This window comes from Pseudonocardia cypriaca (genome assembly GCF_006717045.1).
GTDB classification, from domain to species: domain Bacteria; phylum Actinomycetota; class Actinomycetes; order Mycobacteriales; family Pseudonocardiaceae; genus Pseudonocardia; species Pseudonocardia cypriaca.
This window is the reverse complement of the sequence record NZ_VFPH01000003.1, coordinates 473291-494796: the sequence shown is the minus strand read 5'-3', so window position 1 is coordinate 494796 and position 21506 is coordinate 473291. Positions and strand designations below refer to the sequence as shown.

The 21506-nt window shown below is 75.2% G+C and carries 1 protein-coding gene (cut by a window edge); it reads left to right on the top strand.

The genetic code is table 11. The features are described 5' to 3' along the window. Positions 1–21506 carry the 3' portion of a preprotein translocase subunit SecA gene (locus FB388_RS34305; protein ID WP_142106836.1) on the top strand. 5785 nt of this gene lie to the left of the window's left edge, so 21506 of the gene's 27291 nt are visible here — the last part of the coding sequence; the start codon falls outside the window, past its left edge; its stop codon occupies positions 21504–21506.

Below are 21506 nucleotides of genomic sequence, written 5' to 3'. Positions count from 1 at the left end.
CGGGCACCGGCTGCCGGACCCACACCGACGGTGCGGCGAGCGCCGCCCTGCCGGGCGGGACGACCAGGGCGGCGTCGAGCACCGACTGCACCGCCGGGACGTCCGGCGCGTGCGCCGGTACCAGCCGGGTCGGCGCAACGGAAGGTGGTTCCCAGGCGTCTGCGGCCTGCCAGGGCAGCGAGGGGTCGGTCTGCCGGCACAGCTACTCGTCGACCAGCTCCGCGCACAGCCGCACCGGGGGGAACGTCGCCGACGGGCACGCGCGCTGCGGGACGACCGGTGGCGCGGGTAGCGGGTGGTGCGCGACCGGCGCCGGGGCGACGACGACCGGCGACGCCGCGGTCGCGATGGCCGCGTGCCAGGGCAGCAAGGGCTCGGGATGCTCCCACTCCTACCGCGCCCGCAGCTCGGCGGCGGACGCGTCGGGCGGCGCGAGTGCGAGTGCGAACGCGGCCGGCTCGGGGTCGGGGACGTTCGGTGGTGGCTTCGTCGCGACCACCGCGGTGGCCTCGGCCGGGAACGGGGGCGCGCAGGCCGCGGCTTCCTGCACCGGCAGCGACGGCGTGCACTGCAGCCACTCCTACCGGGCGAACGCCTCCGCGTCGGCCGCGTACGGCGGGAACCGGGCGAGCGCCCACGCGGCGGGTTCCGGCGGTGGCGGCATCGGCGGCGGTGGCGTCGCCGTGTCCGCGCAGGCGTCGGCAGGCCCGGGCTTCGCCTCGGCCGGTGCGTCGTGCGGCGGCTCCGCGGGCGTGCGGTGCAGCCACTCCTACAGCGCCAACGCCTCGGCGTCGGCGTCGTACGGCGGCAACTGGGCGCGGGCGTACGCGTCCGGCTCCGGTGGCGGCGGCACCGGCGGCGGTGGCGTCTCCGTGTCGGCGACCGCGTCGGCGGGCCCCGGTTACGCCAACGCGAGCGCGTCCTGCTCCGGCGCGGCCAACTGCCGCTGGGGGTACTCGGGTGAGGCATCGAGCTCGGCGTCCTACGACGACGGCACGCACCGCAGCTGGGCGCACGCCCACGCGTCCGGCTCGGGCGGGGGATCGGGCCCCGGGGGCGGCGGGCTCTCGGTGTTCGCGCAGGCGTCGGCCGGGAAGGGCTGGGCCAACGCGGTCGCAGGGTGCTCGGGCGCGTCGAACTGCACGGCGAGCTACTCCAGCGGTGCCGAGGCGTCCGCGACCGTCGGCGGCCAGCACGCGGAGGCGTGGTCGCGCTGCTCGGGCGGCGGCACCGGCGGGTCCTGCGGCTCCTTCGCCACCGTCAAGGTGGACGCGGAGACCGCGCTGGCACAGGCCGGGTGCTCGGGCACGGGGTCGTGCGACTCGTACTACGCGACGAGCTCGCGGTCGGCGGGCTCGGGTGCGGGCCTGAACGGCGACTCGGGAGCGGACTGCTCGGGCGGCGGCGCGGCAGGCGGGTACTGCGCGACCGGGTCGAAGGTCGCCTACGACCCGAAGACCGGCGAGCTGAAGGCCACCTCGTACTGCGCCACCGAGGGTGGCAACTGCTCGAAGTACGCGAACATCACGATCGACGCCTCGTTCCAGGGCGGGCAGCTGACCGGCGACGGCAACGTGCACTGCGGCGGCGCGGGCCCGGGCGGTTGCTCGGCGGTCGGCGTGGTCAAGTTCCACGAGGCGAGCCTCGACTCCGAGGGCAACCCGATCCCGCCGACGCTGGTCGTCGGCACCGGGTGCGCCGTCGAGGGCGGGACCTGCTCGCAGAGCTCCCGGGCCAACGCCAACATCACCGGCGCGGACGGCAAGATCGGCGCGACCGCCGTCTCGCAGTGCGCGGGCACCACCGGGTGGTGCTCCACGATCGTCGGGGGCGAGTTCAAGCCCGGCACCGGCGAGATCACCGCCTACGCGAACTGCGACAACGGCGGCGCGACCGCCTGCACGAAGTCCGAGGCCCACCTGCACGGCGAGGTGTCCGGGCCCGGCCAGGCGAAGCCGAACGGCGCGACCGAGGGCACGCTGCACGGCAACGGCAACGCGCACTGCGTGAAGACGTCGGGCACGTGCGCGGTGGCCGGACGGTTCGACTACGTGCCGGCCGCCACGGGGGAGGACATCGACGGCGACGGCCGGCCCGACGTCGTCCCGGCACACGTGATCGCGCAGACCAGCTGCTTCCCGGAGGGCCCGCACTGCACCCAGGAGTCGCACTCGTGGGGCACCCTGGACCGGGAGACCGAGCACACGAAGCACGAGGGCACCGCCTACTCCGACTGCTCGGGTTCGTGGGGCTCGTGCTCGACGATCGCGTCCGTCGCCTACGACGAGGCGACCGGCAAGGTCGACGCGTTCGCCCAGTGCACCACCGGGGACACCGGCGGCACGAACTGCACCCGGTCGGCCACCCACACGTTCGCATGGGCCGAGTCGCCGAACGGCGAGGACCTGCACGGCGACGGCGTGTCGAACTGCAACCAGACCGGCGGGTTCTGCTCCTCCTCGTCGCTCGCCAAGTACTTCGCCGACGGCGAGCGCAAGGTCACCGGCGAGAACGGCGAGGAGGTCCCGCTCCCGGCGCACGTGCAGAGCGGCGCGGGCTGCGGCACCGACGGGCCGGAGGAGAACTGCAGCTACCGCTACTCCGCGCACGGCCTCGAGGAGCTCACCGAGGACGGCGGGCTGCTGGCGGGCAACGCGAGGGGTGACTGCGCCGACTCCGGGACGACCGGGTCGGGCTGGTGCTCGGTGGCGGCCGACGTCCGGATCGACCTCGACAAGCGCACCGTCGAAGCGGTGGCCTGGTGCCAGAGCAGCAACGCTCGCGCCTGCTCGTACTCCGCGCACGTCGAGGCCCACCAGGACGCGGACAAGAACAACGCCGACTCGGTGAAGAGCTGCGGCAAGGACGTCGCCGGCAACTGCTCGCTCGCCGCGGCCGCGATCGCGGCGGGCGGGGACCGGGAGAAGCAGGGGCAGGCGTTCGCGTTCGGGTACTGCGCCGACTCCAACGGCAGCTGCACCGGCGAGTTCAGCACCCACGTCGACTCCAACCGCGACACCCTCTCCGACTGCCGGTCCAGCGGCGCCGCCAACGGGACGTGCGTCGGTCTGGCCGTGCCCGAGCACGCGCTGTCGGGCGGCCAGCTCATCGATCCCGAGGGCGACGACACGATCACCCTGAACTCCCAGGCGCCCGGGCGCGACGACGCCGAGAAGGTCTGCTCGGCCACCTCGCGGTGCGACACGCAGCGGATCGACGAGGAGGCCTTCGGGCAGCTCGACGGCGAGTTCTTCGTGCTCGACCTCCACGAGGACAAGTCGCCGGGGCAGTTCGGCAAGAACCTCGTCCGCGACCTCGGCGACGTCGTCGTCTACGCGATCCCGGGCCTGCTGGAGTCGATCGGGACCGAGCTGTGGAACGGCGTCAAGTACGACGTCCTCGGCTCCGACGGGCTGGTCGGTGACCTGACCGGCGGCCACGTCGGCTTCGACAAGCCCGCGCAGCGCGAGGGCGAGTCCGACCTGGAGTACTACGCCCGGCTGTACCCGTTCACCGGCGGGGTCGCCCAGGGCGCTGTGAACTTCTACGACCGGTGGCTGAAGGACGGCGGCAGCTGGGACAAGATCGGCAACGACTACTACTACGCGCCGGTCTCCACGCTGCTGGAGGACGTCGGAACGATCGCGTTGGTCGCGGTGGGCGCCGGGGCGATCATCAAGGGCATCTCCCTGGGTGCGAAGGGCGCCGGTGCCGCGTCGGCCGGCCTGACCACGTCGATGATGTCCGGGCTGGGTACCGGATGGGCCGCGGCGCGGGCAGCGTGGTCGGTGACGCGCGTACCCGGTCTGGACGCGGCCTTCGGCGCGACCATGCGGTTCGCCGGGTGGACCGGGGAACTGGCGCTCGCCCCGCTGAAGGTGAACTTCGCGGCCGGGCGCTTCGCCGCGGGAGCGCTGTCACGCGGGCTGGTCGCACCGGTGGCCGGCCGGGTGCTCGGCGCGGCCGAGGTCGCGGCGGGCCGGGCGGGCGCCGCGTTCGAGCTCGGCCGCTACACCGAGGGGATGGCCTTCCAGGCACAGGCCGCCCGGCTGAACCGGCTCGGGACGTTCCTGGACCGCAGCGCCTACGCCGGGCGGATCATCGGCACGGACGGGCTCTTCGGGCGCCAGACCAGGTACGGCCGGACCCCCGGCCTGGTCGGCACCATGCTCGCCTACAACCGGCTCGGGCTGCGTTTCGGCGTGGCCGCGACCGCCGCCGAGATCGGGGCCGGCCACTCCCGTGCGACGTTCGGGTTGTACGCCGACGCCCACCTGGGCTCGGTCGGCCGGCGCGGGCTGTCCGGCTACCTCACCGACGCGCTGCACGCCTTCCGCCAGCAACGCGTCGATCGCGCGAACGCGGTCGCCATGTACGACCAGGTGATGTTCGGTGGCACCCTCCGCAACCAGAACCGGCTGACCAACCGAGCGCTGGAGGGCAACCCCTTCGTGCGCGCGAGGGACTGGGTGCGCGATCGGGTGCGGGCGACGGATCGGGCCATGGTCCTGTCCCAGATCGCCGAGGGCCGGTTGAGCCCGCGCGAGTACACCGACCTGACGCGCGGCGGGCTCGACCGGCTCGCGGAGACCGTGACGGCGGCCGAGAACGGCGCCGGCCGCGCCGGTGCCCACGGTGACCAGGCGCCGCAGCAGACCGGACACCAGCCGCAGGCCGGTGGGCAGGGCGGCGCGCCGAAGGGCGACCAGCCCGCCCCGGCCCCGAGCCGGCCGCGCCCGGCCGACCCGGTCGACCAGACCCCGACGCCCGCGCCGCGCAGCGGTGACCGGCTCGGCGGCGGGCAGCGGCCGACCAGCGGCGGCGACGGGCCGGACCCGCTGGCCGGCGAGAACCCCGGCGGCGGTGGGCCGCGCCCCCGGCCGGAGGAACCGACACCTGCGAAGCCCGGCGAGGGCTACCAGACGAAGGTCAACGAGCTCGAGAACGACCTGCCCCCGCCGTCGGAGAACGGGAACGCCTCCGGCACCCGCCAGAACGGGGAGCGGCGGGTCAGCAGGTTCGAGGACTTCGAGGCCGAGGTCACGCAGGTCAAGACCTTCTGGGAGGAGTTGAAGACCTTCACCCGCGGGCAGCTGCGGGATCGGTTCGCCGCGATCGCCGATGACGTCCGCAGCGGGCGGAGGACGATCGAAGAGGTCACGGTCGAGTGCACCGCGCTCGCCTGCGAGGCCTCCCGGCGCAACGGCAGGGCGCCCTACGACGAGCAGATCGCGGGAGCGATCGGGCTCGTGCGCGGGGACATCGTCAAGATGCTCACCGGCGAGGGCAAGACGCTCGCCGGGTCGCTCGCCATGACGGTGCGCGCGCTCGACGCCCGGGACGCGGTCGGACGACCGGTCGCGGGCAAGGGCGCGCAGTGGATGGCGCTGAACCCGACGGACCTGCTGTCCGCGGTCCGGACGGTCCGGCCGATCGCCGACCTGCTCGGGGCCCGCGTCGGGGTGGTGCGCCCGGCAACGTCGGTGTGGGGTGCGCTGTCGAAGCGGCGCGCGTACCGGGCCGACATCGCCCTCGGCACGGTCAGCGAGTTCGTGTTCGACGCCCTGCGGGCTCGCAACAGCCGCGGCCACCCGGTGCACGGGGACCGCGGTGGGTTCCGCCTGATCGACGAGGTCGACCAGGTGCTGCTGGACGAGGCGCTGACCCCGCACGTGCTGGCGGCGCCGATCCGGGGCCGCAAGGCGCCGCTGGGTGACCTGGCGTGGTCGGCGGAGCTCGCGACGAAGCTCCGGCCGCGCACCAAGGCCGACCCGGCGGGTCATTACGAGATCGGCCCCCACCGGGTCACGTTGACCGATGACGGCGTCCGCTTCATCGAGGAGCAGACCGGCCGGGATCTGTCCACGGCGAGCTACGCGCCGTTGAAGCGGCACGTCGAGAACGCCCTCACCGCAAAGTGGGTCATCGAGAAGGACTTCCACTACTTCGTCGAGGACGGCCGGGTCGTCCTGGTCGACAAGAGGACCGGGCACCGGCTGGACGAGCGTCGCTACAACGACGGGCTGGCCGAGGCGATCGAGTACGCCGAGCTGGTCGAGGTGCTGGGCCCCACCCGCGTGCTGGACGCGATGACGGTGGTCGACTTCCTCGCCAACCGCGACTTCGCCGGGATGACCGGCACCATCGGCGGCGAGGCGGGTGTAGCCGCGTTCCGCGAGTACTACAACAAGGGCGTCGTCGACATCCGGCCGCACCGCCCGCTCGCGCGGGAGGACTACACGACCACCTACCGGACCGCGGCGGAGAAGTGGGACGGCGTCTTCCAGGACGTCGTCACCACGAGGCAGACCGGCCGGCCGGTGCTGGTGGTGGCCGGGTCGATCCGGGAGGCGGCGCAGTTCTCGCAGCGGCTGCGCGATGCCGGCATCGAGCACAACGTCCTGACCGCCCGGACCAGCCCGGCGGACGAGGCCCGGATCCTCGCCGAGGCCGGCGGGTGGCACCAGGTCACCGTGGCCACCAACAAGGCGGGCCGCGGCATCGATGTCAAGCTGGGCGGGGACTCCACGCCGCTGGCCCGCTCGATCATGGAGCGCGACCACCCCGGCATCAGCCCGAAGGACCCGCGCTACGAGGGCCTGGTGAACGCCGCGCGGGTCGAGGCCGAGGGCCTGCGGCACGACGCGATCAACGAGGCCGGCGGCCTGCACGTGGTGCTGACCGAGTTCCCCGAGTCGCTGCGCGTCGAGTACCAGGCCCGCGGCCGGGCCGGCCGCCAGGGCGAGAACGGCAGCTCGACCCTGCACCGGTCGCTGGAGGACCGGGTCCTGCAGCCGGTCGGCAAGGGCGAGTTCAGCGCGGTCCGTGCCGTGGACGACAGCCCGCTGCCGGTGGACGCCATGGCGGTGGACGCGCTGTTCAGGCTGGCCCGGCGGGAGGCCGACCTGGCCGCCCGCGCCGAGCGCGGTGCGCAGCAGCAGGCCCGGGTGGCCGTCGAGGGCCGGAACTGGAACCCGTTCGGTCGCAATGGCATGCCGGCCCGTGGCGTGCTCGACTCGAAGGGGGTCCCGCAGCCGACGGAGCGCTCGGCGGTCCCGACGAACCCGGCCGGCATCGACCTGCCGCAGCTGGCCGCACTGCGGGCCGGGCAGGACGTCCCCGGGCTGTCGCCGGAGCTGAACCAGCAGCTGCGCGACCTCGCCGAGCGGTTCGAGGTCGAGAACGCCGGCACCGATCCGGAGCTCGCGGCCGCGGCCACGATCGGGCAGCACCTCCCGCAGCGATCGTTCCAGCCCTACCGGTACACCGAGGCGGACCTGGCCGTGGTGACCGACCGGCTGGCGGAGCTGACCCGGCAGGTGAACGCCGTGGGGCGGGCTCTCGAGCTGCAGGACCACCTGGGCATGGACGCCGGCGAGCTCGCCGCGACGGCGGTGGTGGCGGCACAGCTGCTCGCCGAGCGGGAGGAGGCGGAGCGGCTGGGCCGGCCGGTGCCGGCGAACCTGAACAACCCCGCCGAGCGGCTGCGGCTGGCCTCGCTGAGCAACCGGGAGCTGCAGGCGCTGCTGGATTACGTCCGCGGTGTCCCGGAGGGGGTGATCGCCGAGCGGCTCGGAATCGCGGTCGGCGAGCTCGGCTGGTTCCTCCCGGTCCGCGACCCCGAGAACTCCCAGCGGTGGACGAATCCGGGCACAGTGATCGACAAGCTCACGCGGGCAACGCGGAACAACGCGCTGCTCGGCACCCGGGAGCCTGCGGGCCGTCAGGTGCGCACCGAGACGGCGACCCGGGATGCCATCCTGGCCCGCGTCCTCGCGGAGCTGGGCGTCGCCGAGCTGGCCGCGGCCGGGACGGACGGGCTGTGGGAGCGGGTGCGCGACGAGCTGCGCGCGGTGGAGCTCTACGGGCTGCACCCCGTCGAGGCGGCGGCGTTGTGGCAGCGCGCGGACCGGCTCGAGGAGTTCATCGACCGGCTCCCGGCGCGGCACCGCGACCTCGTCTACGCCACCCTCGTGAACGCGGGCGTCACCTCCCTGTCGCAGCTGGCCGGGATGTCGCTCGACGAGCTGGCCGACCTCGGGATGCCGGGCGTCGCGACTCGGGCGGTCCGCAGCGCACTGGCCGAGACCACGGTCCCCGGGCGGCTCGACACGCTCGACCGGCATCGGGCCGCCGACCTCGCGGCGCGCACCAATTGGACGTATGACGACCTGCTGGAGGCACTGCACATCGCCGCGGGGCGGCCGTACGACCCGAGCGTGCCGGTGACCTACGGGCGGCTCACCGAGCTGCGTGCGGAGACCGGGATCGACACGCTCGCCCTGCTCGCGGACCTGCCCCGCTCGGCGCCGCTCGGCGCGGCCGAGTGGGCCGCCTGGCCGGTCGAGGCACTCGAACTGCTGACCCGGGCCCGGGCCGGGATGCTCACCGACGACGAGCTGGCCCAGCTGGTGGCGGCCGGGTCGGGTGCACTGCGGTCGCGGACGCCGGGTATCGGGCTCGGCCAGCAGGTGGCGCTGCTGGTGCTGGAGGCCCAAGTCGGGGCCCGCACCATCCTCCCGGCGAGCGATCCCTCCCCGCCGACGGACCGCCGTCGGTTCCCGGCCCGCGTGGTCGCGGGCGCGGCGACCGTGGTGGGCGCGGCCGGCGGTGGAGCGGCCGCCCTGGCCGGCGCGGCCGGACTCTCGATCGCCGGGTACACCGTGCTCGGCGCCGTGCTCGCCGCCGCCGTCGTGACCGCGATCCACCTGGTGCGCAACCGCGGCCCGCCGGCCACGGCGATACCGACCACTTCACCTACCGCCGCACACGGCATGGCCGCGCGGCGGTGGACGGACCGGCTGGTCATCGGCGCGCCGGTGATGAGCGACCCCATGACGCGTCGCCGGGTGGACCTCGCGCTGCTGGGCGCGAGCGTGCTCGGGGTGGCGCTGATGCCCATCGGTGTTCCGGGGGCGGACGTGCTCGCCATCGCTGCGACGGCCGCGGCGGTCGCGGTGGTCATGGCTCCGCACGTGCGGGCCGGGCTGCAGCGACTGACGGTGCCGATGCCGCGCAGGCTCGGCAGGGTCGTCGCCACGGTGGCCCTGCTCAGCGTCGTGGGCCTGTTCGCCGCGGGCGGCTCCGCGTCCCAGGCGGCGGCACAGGAGCACCGGCCGAGCACGGTCGTCGCGGTGCAGACGGTCCACGCGCAGCACGGTCCGGTTCCGGCCGCGCCGCGCGAGGCGGTCGTGCAGCCGGGCGACACGCTGAGCGGGCTGGCCCTCGCCTTCGGCGTCTCCGAGCAGGCGTGGGTCGATGCCAACCCCGGTCGGTTCCCGACGCCTGCGAGCCGGGACCTGATCGGCATCGGCGAGCGGCTCACCATCCCCGCGAACTGGAACGGTGGGTACCACGTCCGGCCGGGCGACACCTTCGACGAGATCGCCGCGCGCCTCGGCGTCGACCCGGACCGGCTGGCCCGGGCGCAGGGCGACCGGTTCCCGACCGTCGAGAGCCGGGACCACATCCACGTGGACGAGCGGTTCGCCGTTCCCGGGACGCCGGCCGAGAACGGTCAGCCGGGCAACGACGACAAGCCGGACGACAAGCCGGAGGAGAACACCCCACCGACCCCGACTCCCACCCCCACTCCGACACCCACCCCGACCCCGGCACCCACCCCGACGTCCGCCGCGAGCCCGACCCCGGTGCAGCCGCCGGTGGCCGCGCCCGACGGCGGTGTGCCGTGGACGACGGTCGGCATCGGTGCCCTGATCGCCGCGGGCCTGGCCGGTGCCGCCCTCGGCGTGCGCGCCGTGGTGAAGCACTGGAGCACCGTCCGCGGCCGGCCGGCCGGGCTGCGGGACCGGTGGCGGGCGAGCGGTGCCCGCGCCTGGCTGCGGGACGTGCCGGCGAAGCTGGGCGACCTGCGCACGCGCAGCGGTGCACACCTCCGTGGAACGCTGACGCAGGTCCGCGAGCGCGTCCACGGGCAGTGGACGGCCATCGCCGCCGACCGGCGCCGCAGGGCCGCGGACCGCGAGCTGCGATCGGTGCTGGCCGGGCTGGACGAGCCCGTGCTGGCCGGCCTGGCCGACCTGGACGCGGCGCGGACCCGACTGGCTGCGACGGACAGCGAGCTGGCCGGCTGGCAGCGCCGCGCGGTGCGCTGGCTGTACGGCGGCCCGGACGCGTGGTCCGCCGACCCGGGTGTCGACGCGGTGCGCGAAGCCGCGGTCGCCAAGGCGCTGGGTCTGGACCGGGCCGAGGTCCGGCTGTACGCCGCGGACCGCGACGTCCCGGTGAACGCGGCGGGGCTGGGCGAACCGGCCGGGTCGTTCGACGAGCGGCTGGCGCAGGTGACGGCCGAGCTGCCCGCGGTCGAGACGCGGCTGCGGCGCGCGGCCGAGGGCGTCGACGAGTCGAACGGCGCGCTGGTGGCGCGGCAGGCGCGGCGCACCGCGACGCTGGAGGAAGCGATCCGCGCAGCGGCCGCGGGCGGGGTTCCGGTGGCCAGGATCGCCGAGCTCACGAAGCTGCCGGCAGAGCGGGTTCGCGCGATCGTCGGCGAGGCGCCGGGCGGCGGCTCCGGGCCGTCGGCGAGCGGCGGTGGGCCGGTGACCGGCGGTGGCGGGTCCACGCCGAGCGGAACCGGGCCGGAGGGTCCGTCCGCCCCGCCTGCCGGTGCGGGCGCAGGCGCCGAGATGCGGGCGGCCGGACCTCGTACGGGCGGCCCCGAGCCGCGGTCGCGCAGCCCGACCTGGTGGAAGCGCTTCTTCGCGATGCGCTCGGCCATGTCGGTCGTGCTGTTCGCGGGCGGTCTCGTCGCCGCCATCGTCGCGGTCCGGTACGGGGTCGCCGAGCCCGACGCGCTGGCCGCGGCCGGCGTCTGGTGGTGGCCGGGACAGCGCCAGGCCGCGCGGAGGCTGCGCGAGCAGGTCGCGGAGGCACGTGCCCCGCTGCCCGGCTTCGAGGACGCCGAGGCCGGCGCATCGCGCGCCGTGGGCGAGTCGGAGCACGAGCTGCAGGTCCGGCTCGGCTGGGTGCCGGAGCTGGCCGCGCGGCTGCGCGGGACGGGCTACTCCGACGAGCAGATCGTCGCCGGGCTCGCCGATGCCCTCGCGGTGCACCCGGAGCGGGTTCGCGCCCGGCTGGCGGATCCGGAGCTGGCCGGAGCGGCGACGCTGCCCGAGCCGCTGGCCGCTCACGGGCTGGGAGCCGAGCAGCTGCTGGCGATCGCCTGGGCGCTGGTGACGGTCCGCTCGGCAGGACTGGATTCCGCCCTGACGGTGCGGGACGAGGCGAAGCAGGAGCTCGTCGACGCCCGGATCGAGGCGCAGAAGAACGTTCTGCAGGCGGCGGTGGCCGCCCGTGACGCCGGGGTCCGGGTGGGCACGGTGCGTCGGGCGACCGGGCTGTCCCGGGCCGACATCACGAAGCTGCCGGCAACGCCGCCGACCGTCCGGGACGCGGCGCACGAGGTCCGAGCGCGGATCGCGGCCGGGTGGCAGACCGTGTCCGGTCCCGTGCGCCAGTGGGTGGCCGGGCGCTGGCAGGCGATCCGAGCGGGCCTCGGCACGACGCGGCAGTGGGCCGGTGCCCGGATCCGGGCGACCGTCGACGGGTTCCGTCACCGGTGGCAGCGGTTCGTCGACGGCGTCCGGGCCGGCCCCGCGCTGCGGGCGCAGGTACGCACGGTGGCCTGGCTGCGGGCCACGGTCGGCGCGACGGCACGGCTGCTGCACCGCGAGCAGCGGGCGACGGCGCGGGCGGTCACCGTCGAGCAGCTCGGCTGGATCGCCTGGCTGTCGGTGGTCAACTCGGCCCAGCCGCCCGGCGCGCGACTGACCGGGGAGCAGCTCGCCGCACGAATCGCACGGGCGTTGCAGTTGCCGGAGAGCGCGGCGCGCCGGCTGCTCGATCGGGCAGGCCGGCTGGATGCTGCGCAGGTCCGGCCGCCGTCGGGGGTCGCGGACACGGGCGTGGCGTTCGACCAGGCGGTCGCCGTGGTGGCGGCCCGGTTCGCCGAGGCGTTCCCCGCGCTGACCAACGCCGCGGACGCGCGCAAGGCCGCTGGGCGGGCGCTGGCCGCCGGTCGGGTCCGTGCGGTGCAGATCGCGACCGATGCCGGGGTGACGCCGGAGCGGGCCACCCGGCGGATGGACCGGGCCGCCCGCGGCCACGGCCCGGCCGGGATGCGGACGCGGTTCTGGACGAGCCTGGCGCTGGACGTCCCGGTCGCGGACCGGTTGCGGTCACGGCGGGTGCGGATCGCCGCCTTCGGCGTCGGGGTGGGCGTCGGGCTGGCGGCGGGTGGGCTGCTGGGGATCGTCGGGATGGGGGCCGCGGCCGTGCCGGCCGGCGCGATCGTCGCGGGGGCGGGGCTGCTGGCGGCGGCGCGGGCGGTGTGGACGCCGGGGAACCCGCGCGCTCCTCCGCTGCGGGCGATGGCGCGCGGCCTGCGTGCCCAGGCGAAGCGCGTCGGGCTGTGGGTGGCAGGCGGCGTCGGTGCCGCCCTCGCCGCCGAGCCGGTCGTGACCCTGGTCGAGCGCCTGTGGCCGGTGTTCGTGAACCAGCCGGGTCTGTTCGGGGTCAAGGCGCTGCTGGTGCCGGCGATCACCGCCGGGCTGGTGTTCCGGTACGTGCTGCGGCGCCAGTACGCCAACCGCGCCTCCGGCATGCAGACCAGGCCGCGGGCCGCGGCCTGGGCATCGGCCGGTGCCGCCTACGTGGTGACGGCAGCGCTCGGGCTCGCCAGGGCGTTCGGCCTCGTCACCGGTTACGTGGGGCTGTGGCCGATCGGTGTGGCGGTCCTGGCCGGCGTCGCCGGCTCGGTACTGCAGCAGAAGGACATCGCCCGCACGAGGCTGATCAAGGCGGCCGTGTCCGGCACGCTGTCGGCCGCGGTGGCGATCGCGGTCAGCACCCTTGGCAAGGGGTTGGCGCCGGGTGCGTGGAGCGACCTGGTCAACGCGGTGCTGATCGCCACCGTGGTGTACGCGTCACCGACGGTGATCGCCGAGTACGCCAACGTGCTCGTCGGCCGGATCATGGCGCCGTTCGTGAAGCGGAAGGCGCAGGAGGCGCAGCGCAACGCGGCCGAGGCGAAGGGCAGCAGGGAGCGGATCCGACGCCTGCGGGCCGCATGGCTGGACTACAAGAACTTCTCCCCGGTCGACACCCGGCTGCTGTGGCGCAAGGCCCTCGACCCGCTGCTGGCCGGGCTGTCCGCGATCGTGATCAACCTGGCCTGGGTGCAACGGGCCTGGGTGGAGGCGAACGACAACTCGCCGGCCACCGTGCTGATGCGCTTCGCGGTGGTGGCGACGTCGGTGTGGCTGATCGGGAAGCTGTGGCGCGACCCCGACGAGGTCCGCAACGGCTTCTACGGCTTCCGCAGCAGTCGTGCGCTGCGCTCGCCGGAGCGGCCGGCGCGGTGGCGGGTGTGGCGTGGGGACCGGCTGCACCAGCGGATCACCGGCTACCGGCAGGATCTGGATGCGTTGCTGGCGGCGTTCGGGTGGACCGGCGCGACTCCGGCTCGGCTGGACCGCAGCCTGGCCGAGGGGCTGGCGAGGCGGTTGTGGCGGCGGATGTCCGCCGAGATCCACCGCCCGCTCGACGAGTGGGACCCGCTACCCGCGGACCAGAAGATCATCGCGGCGCTGTTGAACGAGCAGGGAGCCGCGCACGAGCGGCGCGCCCACCACGCCGGGACGATCAAGCTGATCGTGCCGATCCTGGCCGCCGACCCGGCTGCCCTGAAGCTGGTCGCCGACCGGTTGCGTCGGGACGGCAGGGTCGACGACGCCGCGGTAGTCGACTTCCAGCGGATGCTCGGCCAGGAACTGTGGGCCAAGTTCGAATCCGCCGCCGCCGCGGCCGGTCCGGTGGCGGCACCCGCGAGCCGGACGTGGCGCGAGGAGCTGGCGAGGCAGGCCAAGAAGCGCAACGAGCTGCGCTCGGCGTACCTGGCCGGTCCGCGCAAGGTGCTGCTCGAACTGATCAAGCATCACTACCTGGACTCCGACCAGGGCGAGCACCCGAACCTGGAGCGGGCGCGGGCCGCGCTGGCCTCGCTGGAGTTCGAGCTGGAGGGCATGAGCAAGCCGCGCCGCGACCCGCTGGAGCTGGTGGCGCAGCTGGCCGACCAGCGGGCGCGCAGCGTCACCGAGGCCGCAGAGACGGAGGAGCGCGGGATCGCCGCGCGCGACCCGGCCGCCGATGGCCGGCGGCTGATCGAGATGCGCCAGCTCGCTGCCGGGATGCGGCTGCTGCACTCGGCCGCGCTGCTGAGCGTCGAGGTCGAGCTGACCTCGACCCAGCGGGAAGAGATCCGGAGGCGGTGGAACGCCGCGATCGCCACCGCCGCCGGCACCCAGCCGAACCCGGCGCCGTCCACCCTGCTGGAGCGGTTGCTGCTGCTCGCCGGTCGCCGTGGCCCGGCCACCCCCGCACAGCTGGAAGCGCGGTACGGCGGCACCGGCTGGGCGCAGGCCCTCGCCGCGCTCGCCGAGATGGGAGCGCTGGAGGGCGACGCCGCGGGTGGCTACCGCGCCACCGGCGAGCTGGTCTCGCTGTGGCGAGCCGCCGGGCCCCGGCTGCGGCACGCCGTGCGGGCCGATGCCCGGCACGCCGGATCGGTCGGTTCGTCGCGGCTGCCCGGCGGTGAGGAGCTGGTCGCGCTCGCCGTCCCGCAGCTCGGAACGGCGGGCGTCACCGATGGCGAGCGGAACGCCGTCGCCGCGCTCCGCGAGGTGCTGCGGAACGGTGACCTGGCGTTCCGCCACTGGCGCGACGGCTGGATCGACGACGCCGGCATCACCCTGCGCCGGCTGACCGGGCTGGGGTACCGGATGCGGCACTCGGCAGGCGCGCACAACTGGCCGCTGCCGCCCGACCACCCCGCCGCTCCCATCCGGTTCGCCCGCGCCGCCCGCGACGTGTTCGTGGCGCGCTGGCGGCATCGGGTGGTGCCCGGCCAGCAGCGCCGCCTCCTGGGGTCGCTGCTGCACCGGACCGACGCCTCGGACCGGCTCCACTACCGGGCACTGCGTGCCGGCGAGCTCCTCGCCGCCCAGCGACCCGACCGATCGTTGCCGCCCGAGGCGGCGGACCTGCTGCACGCGGCCCGCGCCCTCGAGGTGCAGGAGTACGGGCGAGTGGCCGAGGCCCGCCGCCACGCCGCCGCCCGCCTGGAGTCGGTGGGGTCCTACCCGCACCAGGTCGACCGCACGCTGGGCGCCACCGACGCGGCCCTCCGGCACGCCCCCGGCGTGGACCCGTTCCCGCCCACCGCCGAGTACTGGCTGCGGGAGATCAAGAGGGAGCTCGACGCCGCCCGCAAGCAGCTCGACGGCCTGCACCCCGGCCCCGAGCGGGAGGTGGCACTGGCCGAGGCCCGCCTGTCGCTGGAGCGCTACGCCATCGACCGCGACTACGGGTGGGCGTCGCAGCTGCACCGCACCATCGGCGGGGCGAGGGTGATGGAGAAGGCCCGGGCCGCGGCGAAGGAGCTGCGCGCCGCGCATCCGGACCTGTTCCACAAGCCGGCGGCTGCGGCACCAGGGCTGTCGCCGGAGATCCCGCACCCCGACCGGGCCGAGCACCCCTACGGTGACGAGAACCTGACCGGCGTCGGCATGGCGGCCGCGACCCGCCGCGGCCTGGGCAACCGCACCAACCAGGACGCGGCCACCCTCCTGGCGCTCCCGAACGGCGACCGGGTCGCCCTGGTCGTCGACGGCGTGTTCAGCTACCCGGGCTCGCGGCTGGCGGCGATCGAGTTCGCCGCCGCGTTCCGTGCCGAGCTCGCCCGCGCGGACCGGGCCGCCCGCACCCCCGCGCAAGCCCTGCGCGACGCGCACCAAGCCGGCCTGGACGCGCTCACCAGGCGCTACTCCGCCGAGACCGGGCACGGGGCGGTGGCCTACCTGGCCGCCTACCACGGCACCGACGGCACCGTCACGACCATCCACGTCGGCACTGCCCGCGCCTTCTTCCTCCCGCTGTTCCTCGGCGAGTACGGGCTGCAGCTGACCGTCGACGACTCGCGGGGCGGCGACATCACCGACGGCGGGATCATGACCCGCTGGGCCGGCAGCGACTACCACCCCGAGCCGACCGTCACCACGTTCGGCCCGAACCTGCCGGGCCTGGTGGTGCTGGCCACCGACGGGTTGTGGCGCTACCTGCCGGCCGTGAAGGCACTGGCCGGGAAGCTCTCCGCAGGCGCCTACCTCGAGCCCGCAGAGGCCGCCCGGCAGCTCGCCGACGCCGCCCGCGCCGCGGGCGGCCGGGACGACCTCACGGTCGCGGTGATCCGAGCAGGCGTCCCCGCCCTCGGCCGCGCCGCGCCGCGCCCGCTCGGTGGCGGGAGCGGCGGCGGGCCGGTCGCCCTCGATGCGCTGTCCGAGGCCGACCGGCAGGCCGTCCTCGAAGCGCTGCCCGGGCTGGAGTCCCGGATGAGGCCGCTGGAGGCGATGCCGCACCGGATGCCGCGCGGACCGCCGGGCGTCCGGGTGCTGGTAGTGGACGGCGAGCTGCCGGTGCCGGGCGTCATCGCGTTCGGGTGGGCCGAGCGGGGCGTGGTCGTGATCACCCTGCGGATGCTGGACGAGATCGCCGATCACCTGGCAGGCGGCCGGCTGGACGCCGACTGGTGGTACGGCCTGCTCGAGCACGAGCGGGACTTCCACCTACCCGGCGGCGGGCGCCGTCCGGAGCACACCGGTCCGCGGCACGATGCGCACGCCGCCCCGTTCGCCGACGCGCTGCGCGGCGCCCGGGACGTCATGGCGCATCGCCGCACCCGGGTCGGGGAGTGGGATCCGGCGTTCCTCCGGAAGCTGACCGCTGGTACGCCGCAGGATGCGCTGCCCGCGGTGTTGGACGCACAGGGCATGAGCGGCACGCCGACCCCGGTGGACGGCGCGGACTGGCCGGAGTTGCTCGCGGCCGGGCACCGGCCGATGTACCGCGGTGTTCACGGGGAACGCGCCGCGGAGTGGGCCGAGCAGTTCCGTACCGGGGCGCGGCCCTTCGTGGGATTCGCCACGAGCCTGGGGGGTAGCGGGAGCAACTTCATCACCGACCCCGCCACGGCGGGCACATTCGCCCGGAGCGTGTCGCTGCCCAACCCGTTCCGGCCGATGCAACGGGAGCTGCCCGCCCAGGTCGTGCTCACCGGCTACCTGCGGGCCGGCGCGGTGGTGCTGGATGCGCGGCAGGCGTTCGACCGGCGCGCCTCGGACGTGGCCGCCGCCCGCCGGGACGGCCACGACGAGGTGGCGCGCCTGCTCGACGACATCGGCGTGTGGGCGGCCCTGAGCGGCATCGACGCGATCCACCAGGAGTGGGGCACGCTCGACCGGCACTACCTCGTGCTCAACCGTGGCGCGATGCTCATCGAGACCACCGGGCCCGGGGACGATCGGGGCACCTGGTCGGGGGACGGGTGGACCCACTGCGCTTGCGGTGAACAGCACTGGGGGACCTACGGCGCCGCCGGTCTGCTGGTGGTGCACCGCGCCACGGACGGGACGACGTGGCTGCTGATGCAGCACCGGTCGGACGCGAACCAGCACGGCGGGACGTGGGGCCTCTTCGGCGGGGCCCGAGCACGGCGCGAGACCGCGATTCGAGCCGCGATGCGCGAGGCCTGGGAGGAAGGTGGGCTCGACAGGTCGATGTACGTCGTGCGTGGCAGCTACGTCGACGACCACGGCGACTGGTCCTACACCACCGTTCTTGCCGAGGCCGACACCCGGTTCCCCACCTCCCGGCCCAGCAGCGAGACCGCCGGGGTCGCGTGGGTGCGCCTCGCGGATCTGGACACCATTCCGCTGCACCCCGGATTCGCGGCCAGCTGGCCGGCCGTGTCCGCCGCGCTGCTCGGCACCACCCACACCGTGGGCAGCGCTCCCTCCTCCTCGGATCCGCAGGCGCCGACGGATCCGCCTGCGCCGGTGGGCGGCGTCCGCGGGACCGTAGCGGCGATGCGCAGCGCTGCGACCACGCTGCTGCGGCACGTGATCAGGCGGCGTGGCCCGCCGCCCTCGACCTCGGCCGGCGTCGCATCGGTGTTGCCGCTGCCGCTGCTCGGCCAGGACGGCGGCTGGGCGATCGACGCCGTGCAGACCGTCGTGCAGGTCGGGCTGGTCGCCACGGTGGCGTTCCTCGGGACGCGTTGGCTGCTCCGCGCGCTTACAGGTGGTCGCACCACTCGTGCTCCCTCGAGGAACTGGCTGAGGCGGGTCGCGGCGGCCGCGGTCCTCGGCGGGATGCTCGTGCTCGCCGGCGGTGCGGCTACGACCGCGGCAGCGCCGAACCCGACGGCGATCGCTACCAGCGCCCGCGACCTGCCGGCCGTTCCCGCCTCCGCCGCGCAGGCCCCCGACGACGAGCGGGATCGGCTCGAGCGCCGGGCTCGCGAGCTCCTCGCCGCGCTGAACACGCTGGACCGGCGCATCGACTCGCTCGACGACGTGACCCTGGCATCGCGCGCCCGGTCCCTGCAGTGGCGGGTCGAGGACTTCTCGACCGACGCCGAATCCGAACGGATCGTGGCAGCGGCCGAGCGGATCGGGGTCGAGCTCGCAGGGGCGATCCCCGAGCGCCTCTTCCCGTACTACCTGCGCCAGGACGCCGACGCCCTGATCCGCGACGCCGCGGATCCCACTGTCGACCTCGCGTCGCTGCGGCTGGGGGTCACGGATCTGGCATCGGACGTCGGCGAGCTCGACCGGGTACTGAGCTCCCTCGACGCGAAGATCCCCCGCCTGCGCGCGGAGCTGACCGAGCTGGAGCGGCGCCAGGACGATCGGGAGACCATCCGGCTGATCCGCAACTGGTCGATCGCAGGCGGCCTGGTCGTCGCGGTGGGTGGCTTCTGGTGGCTGAGGCACGGGAGCCGGCGACGTGCGGCCGTCCTCGACGCCCTGTGGAGGCCGGGCGACGCCGTGCTCAGGGATCCGGCTCACCCCGGCAACGCGACGGAGCTCGCCAAGGCGTGGTCCCGGTACGACCGGGTGGTCCGCGGCCTCGATCGGCACGCGAAGCTGCGCAAGCTCCTGCCGCGGGACCGGCGGACCGCGAAGCGCGTCGCGAGCGTCGGGCAGCACCTGGCCCTGGCCGAGGCCACCTACCTGCTCCACGGTGCCGAGCAGGTGAGTGCCGACACGGTCGACTGGGCCCGGTTGTGGCAAGTCCTCCCCTCGACGGTCGGGGACGAGGATCAGGTGGACCGGCGGACCAGGATCGCCGCGGCGATCCTGCGGGTCGGGCCACCGTCCGCGGCGGTCGCACCGCGCTTCCTGGACGAACCCGGCCCGCTCGTCGAGCTGCTCGGCGGCCACGGTCCGCCGCCCGCTCGGCTGGAGGGCTGGCCGCGCGCGGGGCGTGCCGAGCGGCTGGCGCTGGTCGCGTTGGCCCTGGCACCCGGTTGGGCCGCACAGCTCGCCCACTTCGACGACCGGGTCGGGGCGCATCTGCTCGACGGCGTCGAGGAGACGCTCGCCATGGCGGTGGACCGGGTGGCGCAGCAGTGGCGTGTGAGCCGGTCGCTCGTCACCGCGCAGCTCGATCTGGCGGAGGCGGGGCTGGACCTGCTGAGCGGTTCCCACGGGATGTGGCCGCAGCAGGTGCTCGATCCGGCGCAGGCCGAGCGCCGGGACCAGGCGCGCGCCACGCTCGCCACGCTGCGTCGCGCGGCTCCGCTGCTGTACGGCCGGCGTACGGACGAGCCGCTGACGGCCGAGGACTGGCGGCAGGTCGGCCCGACCTTCGCGGAGATCTCCCGCACGCCGTGGGCAGAACGCTCGGCGGTGCACCACCCGGTCGTGAAGCGCGTCATGCACATCCTGCTCGACAGCGATCGCGCGACCCCGACCCCTGGCGGGCAGTTGGGCATGATCGTCGCCGGTGCGCTCGAGTGGATCGCGGCCGGCGCCGAGCAGGACGGCCCGCGGTGGGCGGCCGAATACTGGGCCACGGCCACCGAGCGCGATCGCGCGGCGCTGGCTATGGCGGTTCTGGCCGGGGGCGGTCGCGGGGTCCTCGCGGGGCTTCCCGCGAGCCACCGCCGCGCCGACGTCCTGTGGGCGCTGGCCGACTGGTACACCGACGCCGAGCTGGCCCCACTGGTCGACCCGATCGAGGCGCTGCTCGAGCTCGGGCCGGAGGGGGCGGCGCGCCCCGAGTACCTGGGCCACTGGACCGACCTCGTCACCGTGCTGGTGGCGGACGCGCTGGTGCTCACGCACGGCAGTGCCCCCGATGCCCGGTCCGCCGCCATGGCGGACCGCCTGGCCGTCGCGCTTCGGGCTGCGGCGCCGGAACGTCGCGTCCCGATGCTGGCGGCGACCACCGGCGCGTTGCGCCGCGCCGTCGAGGTTCGGCTGGACCCCCCGGCCGGCCGTTACCCGGACGGCGACGCGGCGTGGCAGGCCCGGCTCGACCCGGGTGCGCGCCGCACGAGCGTGGCGCAGTGGGGCCGGGCCCACCTGGCAAGGCTTGCCGCCATGCCCGTCGCGGACGCGTTGCGAGAGGTGTGGGCCGTCCAGGGGATGGACGGCCCACCGGTCGTGGTGGGTGAGGCGGACTGGCGGGCGATCGTGGCCGCCGGGCACATCCCGATGTACCGGGGCATCGCGGGTGCCTACGCCGTCCGCAGGGCGGAACAGTTCCGCACCGGCACGTCCTTCATCGGGTGGGCCGCGAACATGCGGGGCAGCGGAACCAACTTCGCCACCGACCACGAGGTGGCCGGCGAGTACAGCGCCGTCAGCGCGAGCCGGGGCTTCACGGAGCGGCGGCGGTCGGCCCGGTCGTCGACGCTGCTGGGCTACCTGCACCAGGACGCCATCGTGCTGCACGTCGACGAGGCGCGACGCCGGCGCGACGAGGACGCGGCCGCCGCCCGGCGGCGCGGCGGCAAGGCGATCGCCGCGGCGCTCGAACAGGACATCGGGCTGTGGGCGGCGCTGAGCGGGGTCGACGCCATCTGGATCCGACGTGGCCGCTACGACTTCGATCGCCAGTACCTGGTGGGCAACCGAGCGGCGATGCTCGTCGACCAGCCGGCTCCGACCGGCGCCGGAGTCCCCGACTGGTCAGGGGACGGCTGGGTGGACTGCGACTGCGGGCAGCGGCACTGGGGGCGCCACGGCGCGGCGGGTCTGCTGCTGACCCATCGCTCGGCGAACGGCACGCGGTGGGTATTGATGCAGCACCGCTCGGCGGCCAACCAGCATGCCGGGACCTGGGGCTTGCTCGGCGGGGCGCGGGACTACCGGGAGTCCGACGAGCGGGCGGCCATGCGGGAGGGCTGGGAGGAAGCTCGGATCGGCCCCGGTCAGTACCGGGTGACCGGCAAGTACGTCGACGACCACGGCAGCTGGACCTACGCCTGGGTGCTGGCCGAGGCCGACACGCTGCTGACCCCGACCGCGGACCACGAGAGCACCGAGGTGCGGTGGGTCCGGCTCGACGAGCTGCACACCCTGCCACTGCACCCGGGATTCGTCGCCGGCTGGCCCACCGCGCGGGCCGCGCTGCTCGACTGA